A 15,604-nucleotide genomic window follows, 5' to 3' on the forward strand; every position below is an offset into this window, starting at 1 on the left:
AGGCTTCCTTTGGAAGATTTTATATCGATAAGGTAGCCTTTCTTGAAACCCATTACGGAAAGCTAATATTATGGTAGATTTATACTTCCCTATGGCGTATAAAAAAACCCGGATAATACCGGGTTAAAAGATTCTTATTAATATTGCTTATTCTGCTGTAAATGGCAACAAAGCAATATTTCTTGCCCTCTTTATGGCAACAGTTAACTGTCTTTGATGTTTTGCACAGTTGCCTGAAATTCTTCTTGGTATAATCTTACCTCTTTCGGTAATGTATCTGCGCAATCTATTTACATCTTTATAATCTATGCATTCAACTTTATCTACACAAAAGTTACAAACACGCTTCTTAGGTTTACGCATTTTACCACCACCTGAACTTCCCTGTTTATTCAAAGCTATTCCCTCCTATCCACGTTAAAATGGAAGATCATCTTCTTCATCTATAGGATGGAAGTCTTCTGTCTCAGTGCCAAAACTCATTTGTCCCATTTGGCTCTTAGAATCAGAGGCTCTATCCAAAAATCCAACCTCATCGGCGACTACCTCATATGAATAATGACGCTTGCCTTCCTGGTCATCCCAAGTTCTTGATTGAAGTCTTCCAGATACGGACACCAATCTGCCTTTTCCAATATACTTATGAACATTTTCTGCAACTTTACCAAACACCACTATGGGTAAGAAATCAGCACTTGGTTGTCCTTCTCTCTTATATACTCTATCAACTGCAATTGTAAACCTTGTAATTGCCATTTGACTGTCAGGAGTATATCTTATTTCGGGATCTCTAGTCAATCTACCAACGAGGGCAACTCTATTCATATTTATTACACCGCCTTCATTATTTCTCTAATTTTACAATCAGATGTCTGATTATGTCTTCAGTTATTCCAAAAACTCTATCCAACTCTTTTGGAACATGGCTTTCTGCTTTAAACTTCATATATACATAATAGCCCTCTGCATAATCGTCTATTTCATAAGCAAGCTTTCTCTTGCCCCATTCATCAATGGTATCAATCTCTCCAGCCCCTTCAACAAGAGCCTTGAATTTTTCAACCAAAGATTTTATAGCTTCTTCCTCTACATCAGGCTTTATGATATAAATAGTCTCATATAAGTTCATCTGTGTTCACCTCCTCCCCTCGGACTAACGGCCCTACTATCGCAGAGCGAGGAATTTACGCCATAATATTATAACACTTTAACCTTTTAACATCAACTATCTATTAAATATTTTCTTCTGATTCAACAGATTTTATTACTTTTTTTACAGATTTCTCAAATTTTACCCTGGGAAGCATTACTACTCTTCCACATCCCAGACATTTCATCTTAAAGTCAGCACCTACTCTGGTAACCTCCCATTCTTTACTACCACAGGGATGAACTTTTCTTGTTTCTACTATATCTCCGATATTAAACTTCTTTGGGTAGTACATAGCAGCCTCCTTATTCCTTTTCATTTAAGTTTATATTTACTCTTTTTGGATATGGTATTACCATACCTTCTCTATCAAAAGCTTCTTTTATATCCTTTCTGATTTCTCTTTCTACAGACCAGTGTTTTAAAGGCAATGTTCTTATTGTCATTCTAAGCTTAACATCGTAATCTCCAAAACCGGTTATTCCCAAAACTGACGGAAGATCTACCACTTTATCTTTATTTTTTTCGTAATATTTTTCTCCCACGTCCTTTAATATCTTTATAGCTTTGTTTATATCAGCCTCGTATGCAACAGATATGTCGATTATTGCCAGAGAATTACCTCTGCTATGGTTTATTACGGTTTTTACCTCCCCATTAGGGATTATGTGAAGATCTCCATTAAATGATCTGATTTTTGTGATTCTCAGGCCTATATCTTCCACATCCCCGGTAGCAGAACCAATGGTTACATAATCTCCTACCGCATATTGATCTTCAAATAAAATGAAAAACCCCGAGATAACATCCTTTACCAAATTCTGAGCTCCAAAGCCTATTGCTAATCCACCGAGTCCTGCCGCTGCCAATATGGATTCCGTTGGAATGTTTAAAACATTGAGTATGGATATGGCCATTATTATATAAATAGTATAACGTACTATGCTTTTCATCAATCCCGAAAGGGTATTGGATTTTTTCTCATTCATATGCAGCCTTGGAGACAATCTGAAAAACTTATCTATAAATTTGTTTAAAAGAATATTTACTATTCTCCAAAATACTATAATGAACAGTATTTTTAACCCAGTATATAAATATATATTCATCGAATCGGCCTTATCTACAAGTTCCGCCATTTGTGCTTCGAATCCATTCATTTTTTTCACCACTTATCATCAATATATAGTAATGTTTATATTAAATAATATCACAATCTTACCTATTGTTCCATCATAAAACCTCTATCCTATTAATTACTATAAAAGCCGATAGAATCAATCTATCGGCCATAAACTACCCAATATTTATTACCTTTGCTGCAGCGTGCATCTTTTCTACTATGGAATACATATTTCCTACTATTCCTACCTTAAGGCTTTCTTTTAGCCCATAAAAATCTAGGCATGTACCACAACTAATTATTTCGACACCGGCATCTGCTAACTTATTGAGATTTTCTAAAACCTCAGATCCCTCTGTAGTAAGCTTCACACCACCATTGAGAAACATCATAACCTTTGGCTTAGGAGATACCTCTGTCAAAGCATACAAATAGCTTTTCATGAGAACCTTGCCTAACTCATCATTTCCTGTTCCTAATTTATCATTTGTAATCATTATAACTATGTCGTCATTAGAAGCAAAATCACATTTTTGTCTGTCTTCCTTGAATTTATTTATTGAAATATAAAAACAACCTTCTTTTTCTTCTATATCATATGAAAGATTTAAATTTGAAGCCAAACGGCTTACGTTTTCTTTTGCAGTTATATTGTCAACTATTGACACTACAACACCTTCATCTATTTCTTCCAAAGCTTTCTTTGTTCTTATAACCGGTTCGGGACATTTCAAACCCCTGCAATCTATCTCTAACATCGTTTTCTCCTCCTTAAACCTATGCTTTTATTTTATAATAATACTTTTTCACTAATAGAAAAAACTCTATTGATATAATCAATAGAAACATTATTTACTATAGAATTATTCGATTATTAATTCTCATTTGATGCCCAATTGAAAAGCATATCCCTAAAAGTATTAAAATTTAATGTAATAATTAATTATTTTAAAAAATGATAAATATATAATTAAAAATATTAATTTTCATATTGACATTATTAAAATATGATGTAAAATTAAATGCAATAACATCCATATTTTAGTCAGGAGTTGTTTTCATGAAAAAAGAAGTACTAGGTAAATGCCCTGTCTGCTCCAGCAACCTGGAAGTAACAAAGCTTAAATGTAAAAACTGCGGTATTTCCATTGAAGGTGACTTTCAATTATGCAAGTTTTGCATGCTATCAAAGGAGCAAAAAGAGTTTGCAGAAATATTCATCAAAAATAGAGGCAACATCAAAGAAATAGAAAAAGAAATGGGAATTTCTTACCCCACGGTAAAGAATAAATTGGAAAGCCTCATAGAAGCTCTGGGCTACAAAAGTCAACCAAAAGAGGAAAACTACAAAAAAGAAGTTTTACAGCAGCTATACGATGGCAAAATATCTGCTGATGAAGCAATTAAATTAATCAATGATTAGGGGGGTAATTAAGAGTGGAAGAAAAAATCATGATTCTGAAAATGTTGGAGGAAGGAAAAATCACTTCAGAAGAAGCATTAAAACTTTTGGAATCTATCGAGAAGACTGGTATTAAAACAGATAAGGCAGACCAAATAAATTATGACGAAAATTTAAATGAAAAGTTTAATGAAAAAATAAATAAGTTCACCAAGAAGGCTGAGAAATTTGCAGACAAATTCGGCCCTGATTTTATTTCAAAAATTGAGAGTGTTAGCTCAGACTTTGCAGATGCAGCAGTAAAGTTTGCAGATAAAATGGTAAACTATATTAACTCTGGGTTTAGCAATTCAGATATTTACAAAACAGCAACAAAAAATTTCTGCTTTCCGATAAATGACAATGATATTGGTAAGTTGGTAATTAAAACCCAAAATCTATCCGTAACTACTGATTATACAGATAGCAATGAAATAACCATGGATATGAAAGTCAAATTGCTTTTTGAAGAAGAAAATGTTGATAAATTTATTTTCACAAAAACAGAAAATGGGGTTATATACTTATACACCGATTTTCCCATCAGAACATGGGGTAGCCTGGCGATAAGCCTCCCTAGAAGCATAGAAAACCTTGAAATCGAAACAAGCAATTCTAAATGTATTCTTGAGAACTTTAAAGGAAAAATTCTGCATTGCTCCACTTCAAACGGCAAAATAGAAATAAATGGCTGTCAGATTGAAGATCTTAATGCCATAACAAGCAACAGCAAAATCAATATATTTGATTCTAGTTCTCATAAGGCAAAAATACATACATCCAATAGCAATATTGAGATAAAAAATTCATTTTTTGATGACTTCATATCTTACACAAGCAACGGCAGCATAAACCTAAGCAATTTTGATTGTCTCTCCGGCGGAGAAGCCTCATACATGCTTCAAACTTCCAACGGAAAAATCAAAATACAACTTCCTAAAAATAATAGTTCCGGCTATAAGATAAAAGCCAGAACTTCTCTCGGCAATATTAATACATCCAACTTAGACTCATCTTTTATAATAAATAAAGGTCATGAGAATATCAAAGCTGAAGCTGACATAGTAAGTAACGGTTATGAATCTTTTTCAAAAAAATTATGCATTGAAGCATCTACATCTAACTCTTCAATAAACATTACTAAGGACTAATACCTCTTTCCGCTTATGGTTACCATCAATAATAATAGTCCAGCTACAATCATAATCAAAGGCCATAGAAAATCATAATATTTATATATTCTCCAGCTAATTATACCATAAGTAAATCCCAAAAATAGGATGCCCAGCAGATTCAATATTGTACCCAAAACCAGTGTCCAGCTGCTTTTTTCATAGAAGGCTATAAAATATATTAAGTAAAATGCAAAGCCCATTAATATAAAGTAGCTGGGCCACAATTTTTCTGAATTATATCTGCTTATCAAAAATACATATCCGGCAAGAGAAATCAATATCGCTCCTGGAAAAACAAATCCAAAAATCCCTTTTGAATAGTATAAATAAAGAAAAATTATGCCCAGTATTAAAAGCACCATCTCCAGTGACATCTTCAATCTAATTATGTTGTAGTAATCAAGTAGGGATATCAGTCCTGAAAATACACCAAAGCATCCTAATAAAAGCAATATATTATTTCTCTTTATATACCATAAATACATAAAAAAGATACCCACGAATATTACAAATGAATTGTCCGGCATTATTTTCAAATTCTTCAGCAATGCCGATAATCCTATGAGTATCAATACAACTCCTAGACCATAGCGCCTTCCGTTCATACAAATCACCTCTAACTAATAAATATGTTTAATGCCGTATTCAAAGCCCAGTTAAATATGAAATTATATTTATAAAAATACTTTGATAATAATGAACTTGTCATCGCCTCATGAATAAACAGAAATTTTTCCAAAGAGGCCAAGGGCATCAACATGGCATAAAAAAATATTAATATAAGTATTGCACGAGCAAAACCTAATAGAGCACCCAGACTATGGTTTATGTTGCTGAGTACAGGAAGTTTGAAAACTTCCTTAAGCAAAGCTTCCAACAATGAAATGCATATTCTTGCAGCAATGAATATTAGAAATATGGAAATACAGTTCATTATTACAAGTGTTATGTATTGATATATATTGCTAAGTCCTTTCTCTAAAGGCTCAATAGTGGAAAAAGCTTCGGTAATCTTGTTTTTCTCAATGAAACCCAGCAAAATATCATCAACCTTAGTCTTGTGAATCAAAAACTCTGCTAAGTTAACATAATATTTTCTTGCAATTATAATTGAAGCAGCAAAACCAATCATGCTAAACAACTCATATATAAATCCCCTTGCTGCTCCATATAGCACACTTATTATTATCACCGATAAGATTATATAATCTATCCAATTCACTCCATCACCTTCTTCAATAAGCGAGTCTCTGAAGCTTTCTGTTAGATACTATATATATGCTTGTATTATCACACATATATGCACTGTTTATATCTATATTTGATTCATATAATGCTATTATGCTCCCTTGCCTAGATAACATTGTCAAATTATCCTTATCATATATCAAAATATATTTATCACCTGCAAATATACCATGAGGCTTGGATTTCACAGCCGCTGTTCCAATTTGCTTTAAGTTTGAATCAAATATAAACACATCATAGAAATCTTTATTTTTTTGTACTGCTACTACTAATTCATTTCCCAAAGAAACCATTATCAATGGATTAAAAAATTCATCCTTCTTAATCAACTTTCCGTCTGCCCTAAACCTCATAATTGACTTATCTGTAACGGCTATCAAATCTCCTCTTAAATTATATTTTATACATGGTATAATAACATTTTCAAAATCTTGAGCCCATATTATTTCACCTTTATTGTTGTATGTGGCTAATCTGGTAACAATCTTTTCTGATGAGACATCTAACAGGGATATTGTAAAGTTTTTGTCACCGTTTCCATCAAAGGAAACTGCTTGGGCAGTATTTATACTTCCTTGACTGTACTTGACACCTTTCATATTAAAAATTTCAAAGTAATTATAGCCATTTTCCTTGTATTGTATCAAAATAAGCCCTTTGTCTGAACCATATATGTCAGACGCCGGAACCACCATTTCATATTGCCACAGCAGTTCTCCAGATTTTGATATGGTCGCAATACTCTTATTCTCCAAATTTATAACTATATCTTCACCACAACTTATAATACTGCTTACATTTCCATCAAGCTTCATGCTCCATAATATAGTACCTTCCATATTCTTTGCTCTGATATTAGGACCTTCTGCCTCCACCATAATATCATTACCATTGAAAATTATGCTATTGATTGACACAGGGACAAGCTCCTTGTCTATATGTAATCTCTTCACATCTCCCATTATAAACTTATCTCCTGCAATTATATCCTTATAAATCATCAAACCTGTAAATGCAAGAACCGTTAGGATCAGTATTAAATATGTCAGTTTTCTTTTTCTTACCATCAAATCGACCCCCACTATAATTGCAAAAGAAATCAGATTGCATTCCGTATATACTGATTATACCATTTTATGCTTCTTTTATCATTTTAATATTGTATTCATTTATAGTTTTTTGGAAATACTTTTAGAGAAATAAAGGTAAGGAGTACATGATATGAGTTTCTATGAAAAATCAGTAGATGTGTCTAAACCCTTCTCATTTATATATTTTTCTTCTTATTTTGAAGAAATTTTTAAAATCAAATACAATGACAGTTATTCTGATACTGTCATATTATGTATAGGTACAGACAGATCAACAGGAGACTGCCTCGGACCTCTTGTAGGTCACAAGTTAAAAGATTTAAAGCTGAAAAATGTACATATTTTTGGATCTTTGGACGAACCTGTACATGCAAAAAATCTTCAACTTTATATTGATAAATTAAAACTCTATGCAAATCCTTTTGTAATAGCAGTTGATGCATGTTTAGGAAAAGTAGACAGAATAGGCTTCATAAGTATAAAGGATGGGCCTCTTTCACCTGGTGCAGGTGTCAACAAGAAGCTTCCTTCTGTAGGTCATATAAGCATCACTGGCATAGTTAACGTAAGCGGATTTATGGAAATAGCGGTACTTCAGAATACCAGATTAAGTCTTGTCATGAATCTTGCCAATGTAATATCCGGAGGCTTAAGATATAGCTTATGGAAATATTTTGGTTCCAATACTTCTGTAGCCGCTGATTTGGAAAGAAAGATGGATAATAGGGTCAACATTATTAATTCAGGAGAGCCATAATTAACTAAAGTATTTTTTAGGCCTTTCCTGGTGTTATAACCAGTAAAGGCCTAAAATAAAGGACTATATGTTCTCCTGTTGAGTATATCCATTATTTCTTCTATGTTTTTACCTTGAGAATTTATAAGCAATGCTCCAATGCACTTAGTTCCTGTAGAATTTGATAAATTCAATATTGATGATTTGTTTACCTCAAAATAGGGATGATTATCCTTATCCTTGTATATGATTGCATCAGCAACTCCTTCTTCTCCAATATAGAAGCATTTATAGCCTCTGCTTTCTAACTGCTGCTTTATATTTTCCAGTCCTTTTTCTATTGCAATAATCATAATACCACCTCAAGGTTTATTATCCCTTCATAGAGGTGGTATTATACTATCTTTTACTTTTAAGACACCTGTTTAGAACCATTTCTTCTTCTACTGATAATGGGTACTTGGAACTTCCATTCTCAATGGGTTTTGCATATGTGACAGACTCATTTCTACCATATATTGACGTTATAATGACTCCATTATTATAGTTATCAAGTAATGCAATAGAATAACTTAAGTCAGATCCTGTATCAGAAAAAGCATTATATCTTGTTATACTTAACTTTTGAACACATCTATCTGTTTGCTCCTTTAAATGAATTACTTCCTCATTGAGAAGCTGTACCCTATCTATTGTTGATTCAATGCTAGCCATATAATCCGCTATCATCTGTTCCAAATTCTTGTTGGAACTACCCCTCATCATTTTTTTGTACTTTCCTTTGAGTCTTGTGAAACTGATAGATAATATTATATTCCACAAAACTAATAATATAATAGCTAACATAAAAATCAAATTAATAATTTCATTATTCTTTATCAACTCTAGTACACTCATTTTCCTACCCCATTTTCAAAATTTGTCCTGATGTTTCACATGAAACATCATCGCTTAGTTGTTTATTTTCAATATTTAGAGCTTTTTATGATTCCATCCCCCACTTTGAAGAAAATTTATGTTTCACGTGAAACAATTACATCCACTATTCTATTTATATGTATATTTTCCTTCAGTCTTTATTAATTTCTTTTCTAATATCTTTTCACTTCTATTTCACATTTTTCTTTACCTAACATACTTCTTTCATTTTATCAATTAAATATACATTTGAATTTTATTATTTATTTTCTCATCATATATCTTTTCATAAACCGTATAAATATTTTTTTAAAATCTTAATAAAATCATAATTCCTTTTAAAAATTAATTTTCATAAAATACCCTTTAAAGCTAATTTTTTTTGATTTAAGGCATTTTTTCACTTTATAGTGTTTTAGTATTGGCAACTAAAATAAATTGTCTCTAAAGTCAAATAAACAAGTCATTATTTTTCCAGTATATTTAAAATTTTATCCAAATCATCTATCCCATAATATTCTATTTCTATTTTCCCTTTCTTTTTACTGTGTGATATTGTTACCTTTGTTCCAAAAATATTCCTTAATCGTTCTTCTATCTCGCAAATTTCAGCTGATTTAGTTTTTGCTTTCTTATTTTTCTTTTTTTCTTGTGACAACTTTTCAACTTGTCTCACATTAAGGTTTTCATTTATTATTCTTTTGGCAATTTCTATCTTCTTTGCATCATCCTCAAATGCCAGTAGTGCCCTGGCATGTCCAGCTGTTAATTTTCCAGAAATCAGATGATCTATAATTTCCACCGGAAGATTTAAAAGTCTTAATGAATTGGTTATGGCAGACCTGCTTTTTCCTATTCTCCTTCCAATCTCCTCTTGAGATAAAGAATATTCTTCTATCAAAACCTTATAAGCATTGGCTTCTTCTATAGGATTTAAGTCTTCTCGTTGCAAATTCTCTATAAGTGCTATTTCTAATACTTGAGCATCAGTATAATCCTTTACTATAACAGGAACAACTTTTAAACCGGCAAGCCTTGCTGCTCTCCATCTTCGTTCTCCGGCAACAATCTGATATCCAGTTCCTTCTCTTCTTACTACTATTGGCTGTACAATGCCATGCTCTTTAATAGATTCGGCCAAACTTCTTAATGATTCTTCATCAAAATTTCTTCTTGGTTGGTTTTCATTTGCTTCTATATCAGTTATTTTTATTTCAATTACGCTGCTTTCGCTGCTATCTTTTATTTCCGTACTCTCAGGTATGAGTGCGCTTAATCCCTTGCCTAAAGCCTTTTTGCCCATCATATCACCTCCTCAGATAATTCTAAAAACTCTTGCGCCAACTCAAGATAAGCCTCTGCCCCTTTAGACTTAGGATCATAAGAAATTATTGAAAGACCATGGCTTGGTGCCTCGGCTAATCTAACATTTCTTGGTATCATTGTTCTATATACCTTACCTTTAAAAAATTTTTTCACTTCTTCCACTACTTGAATTGATAGATTAGTCCTGCCATCAAACATACTCAACACAACACCTTCTATTTCGAGCTTTTTATTTAAGCCCTTTTTAACCAATGAGTATGTATTCATTAATTGGCTTACTCCTTCCAAAGCATAGTACTCACATTGTATGGGAATCAAAACACTATCCACTGCAGACAAAGCATTTACAGACAGAAGCCCCAACGAAGGGGGGCAGTCTACAAATATATAATCAAAATCCTTCTTTATCTCTGTAATGCACTCTCTAAGCTTAAGCTCTCTTCCCTGAAATGAGGTGAGTTCTATTTCTGCACCTGCTAACTGCACACTGGCAGGAATTATATACAAACTTTCTTGTTGCGTAGCTTTTATACATTCTTTAGGATTAACATTATTGATCAATATATCGTATAATGTATATTCTAAACTGTTTTTATCAATACCGATTCCGCTTGTAGTATTGCCCTGGGGGTCAATATCTATCATTAAAACTCTTTTACCCAGGCTGGCAAGACATGCAGATAAGTTTATTACTGTAGTTGTTTTTCCTACTCCACCTTTTTGATTAAATACTGCAATTGATTTCGACAAAATCCACACCTCACCTTCTTATATATTATATTAATACAAAGTTATAATATATTAAAGTAAAAATGAATATTATTATACAAAGAATTGTAAAGGTGGTTTATATGTATAAAAAAATTTACTCAAAGTCTATTTGCATGGGATTTATTTGGGGTATCTTTTCTTGGATAAGCTTTTTTAAGCATAATGATATTCCTTCATTGATCAGTTCGGTACCAGTATTTTTATCTATAGGAATAGGAAAAGTCATAATAGACAAAAATTCAATGCTTTTTGATAAAAGCATTTTTATTCTGACTATATTATTGGGTGGCTTCATAGGATTCATCGTGGCTTCACTTATAAATCTCATAATATCTGCCATACAGGAGGACTAAAATGATTAAAGTAATCCTTTCTACTTTTATATTAGTTTTCATAGCTGAATTGGGAGATAAAACTCAACTTCAGACAATGCTTTTGACAGCAAAAAACAATTCTCCAGTTCCTGTATTTATAGGCGCATCCTTAGCTTTAGTATGTTCATCTATCTTAGGAGTATTTGCAGGTACATATATAACAAAACATGTTCCACCTAATTTTATTCAAAATGCAGCGGGAATTTTGTTTATCATAATGGGAATATTAATACTTCTGAATAAAATCTAGTGATTGGTTTTTTATTGATCAGTTTTTACACTCCAGAATTTTAAGAATTAATTAGACAAAAACAATACATCTTTGCTTCTATCAAGCAATCTGTATAAGATTGGCCTTTATTTCATCCTAGCTATTTTATCAATGACAAGAAAGACTTCATTTTTAAAAATTTATATTAATCAAGGAATCATCTATAACAATCTAGAAAACCTTTAACTTTTTTCCCATTGAATTAATTCCCTCAAAGTAATACAGATTATTTAGAAACCCGATTAATATTTCTATAATTCATTACCATTTCCTATATTAAAATTTCTCAATCAATACATTTATGGAAAATATAAATTTAACAAATATTTCTTTGCATTATAAAAACAGAGCTCGAGCTCTGTTTTATACTTTTGGTACTTTTATTTTTATTTCTATATAATCGCCTTTATCCTCTTGATCATACTCCATTTGAAAACCTGTCTTTAATATTTGCTTATATGTATTCTTTATTGTGTTTACATAGATATTGTAATTAATTTTACCTTTTATCCTTTTTTCAGTTGGCTTTTCCTTTGTCACAGCAATTTCATCCAAAAGCTTTTCAACAAGTTCTTCTGTCTTTTTTACATTAAGAGACTTCTTTACTATAGTTTTTATTGCTTTAAGTTGCAGCTTTTCATCAGGAAGCTTCAACAATGCTCTAGCATGTCTCTCTGTTAAATTATTCTTTAGCAGCTCATTCTTGATTTCAGTAGACAACCTCAACAACCTCAATTTATTTGCAATGGTTGACTGGTTCTTTCCTACTTTTTTGGATAATTCTTCCTGAGTTAAACCATGATCATGTATAAGGTTATAATATCCTTCTGCTTCATCAAGATAATTCAGATCTTCTCTTTGCAAATTTTCTATAAGGGCAATTACCGCAGAATCCTGTTCCACCACTTCTACCACTATTGCAGGTATTTCTTTCATGCCTGCAAGCTTTGCTGCCCTTAATCGCCTTTCTCCAGCAATCAGTTCATAGCCATTTTCTCCAATTTTCCTTACATTAATAGGTTGGAGCACTCCATACGATTTTATTGATTCCGAGAGTTCATCGAGAGAAAGATTATTAAAATTTTTACGAGGTTGGTATGGATTAGGCGCAATACTATCTATAGGAATATTTATTATTGATTTATTATCATTCAACTCTATCATCCCCCTCCACATTTGACACTGAACTCATCATCCCCATGTTCCTCTTATAAAGGCATGCATCAAAGGAAGGATTAGTTCAGCATGGATACGGCTATTACTTTGATTGCTTATCTATTTATTCGCCATCATTAATTCTGTTCCTTCTTGCGAAACCATACTTTTAATCTTCATATTACGCCAAACATCTATAAATTTTTACCAATCATTTACTATTTCAATGGATTTGATGATGGTTTACCTGGTTTTCTTGGATATTTTGTCGGAGTGTTTCTGACTTTTTTTATTATAATTATATAGTGTCTAATATCGCTAAAGGGCAGTAAATGCTCCTCTACTTTATCCAGTTCCCCTCCTAGTATTTCCATAGCTTTTCGTCCATCTTGCAATTCCTCCTGATAAGATGGGCCTTTTTGGCATATGAAGTATCCTCCTAACTTCACAAAAGGCATGCAATATTCCAATAGTACGTTTAAAGGAGCCACAGCCCTTGATACTGCTATATCAAATTCTTCTCTATATCCTTTTTTTGCACCATACTCTTCTGCTCTTCCATGAATTAATTCAACTTTATCCAAAGCAAGTTTATCTGTAGCTTCCTTCAAATATATGATCCTTTTGTTTAAGGAGTCCAACAAAGTCATATTAACATCTTCTTTTAAAATTTTTAGCACTAAGCCTGGAAATCCTGCTCCTGTACCTATATCAATTATTTTGTCACCCGATTTTATCAATCCTGTACTAAGGCATGTGGCTGAATCCATAAAATGTTTAATAAATATTTCTTCCTCATCTGTTATTGAAGTAAGATTTATCTTTTCGTTCCATTCCAACAAAATGTCTTTGAATTCCAAAAGCCTACTCAACTTTTCCTCATTAATATCTATATCAAGTTCTTTAAAACCATTTCTCAGCATATCCACATTATTCATACCAAACCTATCTCCTTCTTAGCTGTTCCAAATATACCAGCAACACAGATATATCAGCAGGAGACACTCCTGATATTCTTGATGCCTGACCTATGTTTGAAGGACGAATTTCCGAAAGCTTCTGTCTGGCTTCTGACGAAAGCCCCTTTATTTGATTGTATTCTATATCATCATGAAGTTTTCTGTTTTCTAATTTCTTAAATTGCTCAATTTGAGTAAGCTGCTTTTTAATATATCCCTCATATTTTATTAGTATTTCTACTTCTTCAGCTTCATCTGGACTTAACCCCGGCATCTCCTCGTCAATTTCTGCCAAAGAAGCATATGTTATCTCCGGTCTCTTTAGGAGTTCATATAAAGATACTCCGCTCTTTATGTCTGCACTATTATACTTTCTTAGATATTCTATTACTTTATCAACAGGACTTATAGATTTACATTTCAATCTTTCTATTTCATTTTCTATGTTTTCTTTTTTCTTTATAAAAGCATTATATCTTTCTTCTGTTACAAGTCCCACATCATAACCTTTCTGAGTAAGCCTCAAATCCGCATTGTCCTGCCTTAATACCAATCTATATTCAGCTCTAGACGTCATCATTCTATAGGGTTCATTGGTACCTTTCGTTACTAAATCATCTATAAGTACACCTATATATGCTTCCGATCTATCCAATATGAAAGGTTCTTTTCCCTTAAGTTTCAATGCAGCATTGATACCTGCCATAATTCCCTGTGCTGCAGCTTCTTCATAACCTGAACTTCCGTTAATCTGTCCTGCAAAATAAAGACCTTCTATGTGCTTAGATTCCAAGGTTAATTTAAGATCTTGCGGATTGATGCAGTCATAGTCTATAGCATATGCTGTTCTCATCATCTCACAGTTTTCCAAACCTTTTATGGATCTGAGCATATCTATCTGCACATCCTCAGGTAAACTTGATGACATTCCTTGAACATACATTTCCCTTGTATTAATACCTTCCGGTTCTATAAATATCTGATGGCTTTCCCTATCAGGAAAATTCACTATCTTTGTCTCAATAGACGGACAATACCTTGGTCCTACACCTTCAACACCACCTGTGAAAAGAGGTGATCTATGTATATTGTCCCTTATTATCTTATGTGTTGTTTCGTTTGTATAGGTTAAATAGCAACTATTCTGTTTTATGTTTATTTCCTTTGTCATAAAGGAAAATGCTTTCATGTTTTCGTCTCCGGGCTGCTCCATCATTTTGCTAAAATCAACGCTCTTTCCATCAATTCTGGCAGGGGTGCCCGTTTTGAACCTTCTCAATTCAAAGCCAAGTTTTTTTAGACTTTCTGATAATCCTTTAGCAGGGAAAAGGCCATTTGGTCCCCCTTCATAACTTACATCGCCGATTACAATTTTTCCATTCAAATAGACTCCTGTAGCCACTATTGCTGCTTTACAACTATACCTTGCACCTAAATTGGTTATGACTCCTGTTACTTTTCCTTCTTCTGTCAATATGTCTACCACTTCAGTCTGTTTCATATAAAGATTCTCCTGATTTTCCAGAACCCATTTCATCCTTTCGGAATACCTCTTCTTATCAACCTGAGCTCTAAACGCTCTTACCGCAGGTCCTTTTTTTGTATTGAGTGTCCTTATTTGAATCATCGTATGATCTGTATTTATACCCATTTCTCCGCCCAATGCATCGATTTCCCGCACCAGATTTCCTTTTGCAGGACCTCCTATGGACGGATTGCAGGCCATCATAGCAATGCTGTCCAGATTTATCGCTGTTACAAGAGTTTTCAAACCCATTCTAGAACATGCCAATGCAGCTTCGCACCCTGCATGACCGGCACCTATTACTATAACATCATATTCTCCTGCGTAATATTCCATGTTAT

At 32.9% G+C, this 15,604-nt stretch carries 21 protein-coding genes; 5 read left to right on the forward strand and 16 right to left on the reverse strand.

Annotated features, from left to right (window positions below):
* Nucleotides 1-147: 147 nt before the first annotated feature.
* The 6 genes from rpsR to yedF form a co-directional block, all read right to left on the reverse strand.
* Nucleotides 148-363 carry a 30S ribosomal protein S18 gene (gene rpsR, locus BUB48_RS14575; RefSeq protein ID WP_073027159.1) on the reverse strand — a complete coding sequence of 72 codons (216 nt, stop codon included), beginning with the start codon at nucleotides 361-363 and terminating at the stop codon, nucleotides 148-150.
* Nucleotides 364-417: 54 nt separating this feature from the next.
* Nucleotides 418-825 (reverse strand): single-stranded DNA-binding protein, encoded by a 408-nt coding sequence (locus BUB48_RS14580; RefSeq protein ID WP_073027070.1) that lies wholly within the window; start codon nucleotides 823-825, stop codon nucleotides 418-420.
* Between the two features lie 19 nt (nucleotides 826-844).
* On the reverse strand, nucleotides 845-1,129 hold the full coding sequence (rpsF, locus tag BUB48_RS14585) for a 30S ribosomal protein S6 (RefSeq protein ID WP_073027072.1): 285 nt from the start codon (nucleotides 1,127-1,129) through the stop codon (nucleotides 845-847).
* A gap of 103 nt (nucleotides 1,130-1,232) precedes the next feature.
* Complete coding sequence (locus BUB48_RS14590) at nucleotides 1,233-1,445, reverse strand: DUF951 domain-containing protein (protein ID WP_073027074.1); 213 nt, start codon at nucleotides 1,443-1,445, stop codon at nucleotides 1,233-1,235.
* Nucleotides 1,446-1,455: 10 nt separating this feature from the next.
* Nucleotides 1,456-2,310, reverse strand: coding sequence for a mechanosensitive ion channel family protein (locus BUB48_RS14595; protein ID WP_084524683.1), 855 nt, complete (start codon nucleotides 2,308-2,310; stop codon nucleotides 1,456-1,458).
* Between the two features lie 136 nt (nucleotides 2,311-2,446).
* Entirely contained in the window at nucleotides 2,447-3,031 is a 585-nt protein-coding gene (gene yedF / locus BUB48_RS14600; protein ID WP_073027077.1) for a sulfurtransferase-like selenium metabolism protein YedF, read from the reverse strand.
* A 302-nt stretch (nucleotides 3,032-3,333) separates the two neighbouring features.
* Here yedF and BUB48_RS14605 point away from each other — a divergent pair, with 302 nt between their 5' ends.
* Together BUB48_RS14605 and BUB48_RS14610 are read left to right on the forward strand one after the other, a co-directional pair.
* On the forward strand, nucleotides 3,334-3,696 hold the full coding sequence (locus BUB48_RS14605; protein ID WP_073027079.1) for a DUF2089 domain-containing protein: 363 nt from the start codon (nucleotides 3,334-3,336) through the stop codon (nucleotides 3,694-3,696).
* 14 nt (nucleotides 3,697-3,710) lie between these two features.
* Nucleotides 3,711-4,865 (forward strand): DUF4097 family beta strand repeat-containing protein, encoded by a 1,155-nt coding sequence (locus tag BUB48_RS14610; RefSeq protein ID WP_073027081.1) that lies wholly within the window; start codon nucleotides 3,711-3,713, stop codon nucleotides 4,863-4,865.
* On the opposite strand, the gene BUB48_RS14615 is transcribed toward BUB48_RS14610, so the two are convergent.
* From BUB48_RS14615 to BUB48_RS14625, 3 genes are read right to left on the reverse strand one after another with little or no spacing between them, the layout of a single operon-like run.
* Nucleotides 4,862-5,494 carry a LiaI-LiaF-like domain-containing protein gene (locus BUB48_RS14615; RefSeq protein ID WP_073027083.1) on the reverse strand — a complete coding sequence of 211 codons (633 nt, stop codon included), beginning with the start codon at nucleotides 5,492-5,494 and terminating at the stop codon, nucleotides 4,862-4,864. The genes BUB48_RS14610 and BUB48_RS14615 overlap by 4 nt on opposite strands.
* Nucleotides 5,495-5,505: 11 nt before the next feature.
* Complete coding sequence (locus tag BUB48_RS14620) at nucleotides 5,506-6,111, reverse strand: CvpA family protein (protein WP_073027085.1); 606 nt, start codon at nucleotides 6,109-6,111, stop codon at nucleotides 5,506-5,508.
* A 13-nt stretch (nucleotides 6,112-6,124) separates the two neighbouring features.
* On the reverse strand, nucleotides 6,125-7,204 hold the full coding sequence (locus BUB48_RS14625) for a DUF5711 family protein (protein ID WP_073027087.1): 1,080 nt from the start codon (nucleotides 7,202-7,204) through the stop codon (nucleotides 6,125-6,127).
* A gap of 154 nt (nucleotides 7,205-7,358) precedes the next feature.
* Here BUB48_RS14625 and yyaC point away from each other — a divergent pair, with 154 nt between their 5' ends.
* Complete coding sequence (gene yyaC, locus BUB48_RS14630; protein ID WP_073027089.1) at nucleotides 7,359-7,985, forward strand: spore protease YyaC; 627 nt, start codon at nucleotides 7,359-7,361, stop codon at nucleotides 7,983-7,985.
* A gap of 50 nt (nucleotides 7,986-8,035) precedes the next feature.
* Here the strand turns inward: yyaC and BUB48_RS14635 are convergent, their stop codons facing one another.
* From BUB48_RS14635 to BUB48_RS14650, 4 genes are all read right to left on the reverse strand, one after another.
* Nucleotides 8,036-8,317 carry a YkuS family protein gene (locus BUB48_RS14635; RefSeq protein WP_073027091.1) on the reverse strand — a complete coding sequence of 94 codons (282 nt, stop codon included), beginning with the start codon at nucleotides 8,315-8,317 and terminating at the stop codon, nucleotides 8,036-8,038.
* Nucleotides 8,318-8,363: 46 nt separating this feature from the next.
* Nucleotides 8,364-8,861, reverse strand: coding sequence for a DUF4446 family protein (locus BUB48_RS14640; RefSeq protein WP_073027093.1), 498 nt, complete (start codon nucleotides 8,859-8,861; stop codon nucleotides 8,364-8,366).
* Nucleotides 8,862-9,348: 487 nt separating this feature from the next.
* Nucleotides 9,349-10,188 (reverse strand): ParB/RepB/Spo0J family partition protein, encoded by an 840-nt coding sequence (locus BUB48_RS14645; protein WP_073027095.1) that lies wholly within the window; start codon nucleotides 10,186-10,188, stop codon nucleotides 9,349-9,351.
* Nucleotides 10,185-10,958: a ParA family protein gene (locus BUB48_RS14650; RefSeq protein WP_073027097.1), complete on the reverse strand. Its 774-nt coding sequence runs from the start codon at nucleotides 10,956-10,958 to the stop codon at nucleotides 10,185-10,187. The genes BUB48_RS14645 and BUB48_RS14650 overlap by 4 nt, the downstream gene beginning before the upstream one ends.
* A 101-nt stretch (nucleotides 10,959-11,059) precedes the next feature.
* Here BUB48_RS14650 and BUB48_RS18345 point away from each other — a divergent pair, with 101 nt between their 5' ends.
* A complete protein-coding gene (locus BUB48_RS18345; protein WP_073027099.1) occupies nucleotides 11,060-11,332 on the forward strand; it encodes a hypothetical protein in 273 nt (90 codons plus the stop codon).
* 1 nt (nucleotide 11,333) lies between these two features.
* Nucleotides 11,334-11,603 (forward strand): TMEM165/GDT1 family protein, encoded by a 270-nt coding sequence (locus BUB48_RS14660; protein WP_073027101.1) that lies wholly within the window; start codon nucleotides 11,334-11,336, stop codon nucleotides 11,601-11,603.
* Between the two features lie 384 nt (nucleotides 11,604-11,987).
* On the opposite strand, the gene noc is transcribed toward BUB48_RS14660, so the two are convergent.
* From noc to mnmG, 3 genes are all read right to left on the reverse strand, one after another.
* Nucleotides 11,988-12,788, reverse strand: coding sequence for a nucleoid occlusion protein (gene noc / locus BUB48_RS14665; protein ID WP_242944237.1), 801 nt, complete (start codon nucleotides 12,786-12,788; stop codon nucleotides 11,988-11,990).
* Nucleotides 12,789-12,997: 209 nt separating this feature from the next.
* On the reverse strand, nucleotides 12,998-13,717 hold the full coding sequence (rsmG, locus tag BUB48_RS14670) for a 16S rRNA (guanine(527)-N(7))-methyltransferase RsmG (protein ID WP_073027105.1): 720 nt from the start codon (nucleotides 13,715-13,717) through the stop codon (nucleotides 12,998-13,000).
* A gap of 7 nt (nucleotides 13,718-13,724) precedes the next feature.
* Nucleotides 13,725-15,599: a tRNA uridine-5-carboxymethylaminomethyl(34) synthesis enzyme MnmG gene (gene mnmG, locus BUB48_RS14675; RefSeq protein WP_073027107.1), complete on the reverse strand. Its 1,875-nt coding sequence runs from the start codon at nucleotides 15,597-15,599 to the stop codon at nucleotides 13,725-13,727.
* Between the last annotated feature and the right edge of the window lie 5 nt (nucleotides 15,600-15,604).

It is taken from the genome of Lutispora thermophila DSM 19022 (assembly GCF_900142105.1).
Taxonomy (GTDB): domain Bacteria; phylum Bacillota; class Clostridia; order Lutisporales; family Lutisporaceae; genus Lutispora; species Lutispora thermophila.

Coding starts and splice junctions, on each gene's coding strand:
- BUB48_RS14590 (WP_073027074.1), bottom strand. CDS start 1,445: ATGTACTACCCAAAGAAGTTTAATATCGGAGATATAGTAGAAACAAGA.
- BUB48_RS14635 (WP_073027091.1), bottom strand. CDS start 8,317: ATGATTATTGCAATAGAAAAAGGACTGGAAAATATAAAGCAGCAGTTA.
- BUB48_RS14645 (WP_073027095.1), bottom strand. CDS start 10,188: ATGATGGGCAAAAAGGCTTTAGGCAAGGGATTAAGCGCACTCATACCT.
- yedF (WP_073027077.1), bottom strand. CDS start 3,031: ATGTTAGAGATAGATTGCAGGGGTTTGAAATGTCCCGAACCGGTTATA.
- BUB48_RS14615 (WP_073027083.1), bottom strand. CDS start 5,494: ATGAACGGAAGGCGCTATGGTCTAGGAGTTGTATTGATACTCATAGGA.
- rpsF (WP_073027072.1), bottom strand. CDS start 1,129: ATGAACTTATATGAGACTATTTATATCATAAAGCCTGATGTAGAGGAA.
- BUB48_RS18345 (WP_073027099.1), top strand. CDS start 11,060: ATGTATAAAAAAATTTACTCAAAGTCTATTTGCATGGGATTTATTTGG.
- BUB48_RS14660 (WP_073027101.1), top strand. CDS start 11,334: ATGATTAAAGTAATCCTTTCTACTTTTATATTAGTTTTCATAGCTGAA.
- BUB48_RS14625 (WP_073027087.1), bottom strand. CDS start 7,204: ATGGTAAGAAAAAGAAAACTGACATATTTAATACTGATCCTAACGGTT.
- yyaC (WP_073027089.1), top strand. CDS start 7,359: ATGAGTTTCTATGAAAAATCAGTAGATGTGTCTAAACCCTTCTCATTT.
- BUB48_RS14605 (WP_073027079.1), top strand. CDS start 3,334: ATGAAAAAAGAAGTACTAGGTAAATGCCCTGTCTGCTCCAGCAACCTG.
- BUB48_RS14640 (WP_073027093.1), bottom strand. CDS start 8,861: ATGAGTGTACTAGAGTTGATAAAGAATAATGAAATTATTAATTTGATT.
- rpsR (WP_073027159.1), bottom strand. CDS start 363: ATGCGTAAACCTAAGAAGCGTGTTTGTAACTTTTGTGTAGATAAAGTT.
- mnmG (WP_073027107.1), bottom strand. CDS start 15,599: ATGGAATATTACGCAGGAGAATATGATGTTATAGTAATAGGTGCCGGT.
- BUB48_RS14580 (WP_073027070.1), bottom strand. CDS start 825: ATGAATAGAGTTGCCCTCGTTGGTAGATTGACTAGAGATCCCGAAATA.
- rsmG (WP_073027105.1), bottom strand. CDS start 13,717: ATGAATAATGTGGATATGCTGAGAAATGGTTTTAAAGAACTTGATATA.
- noc (WP_242944237.1), bottom strand. CDS start 12,788: ATGATAGAGTTGAATGATAATAAATCAATAATAAATATTCCTATAGAT.
- BUB48_RS14595 (WP_084524683.1), bottom strand. CDS start 2,310: ATGAATGGATTCGAAGCACAAATGGCGGAACTTGTAGATAAGGCCGAT.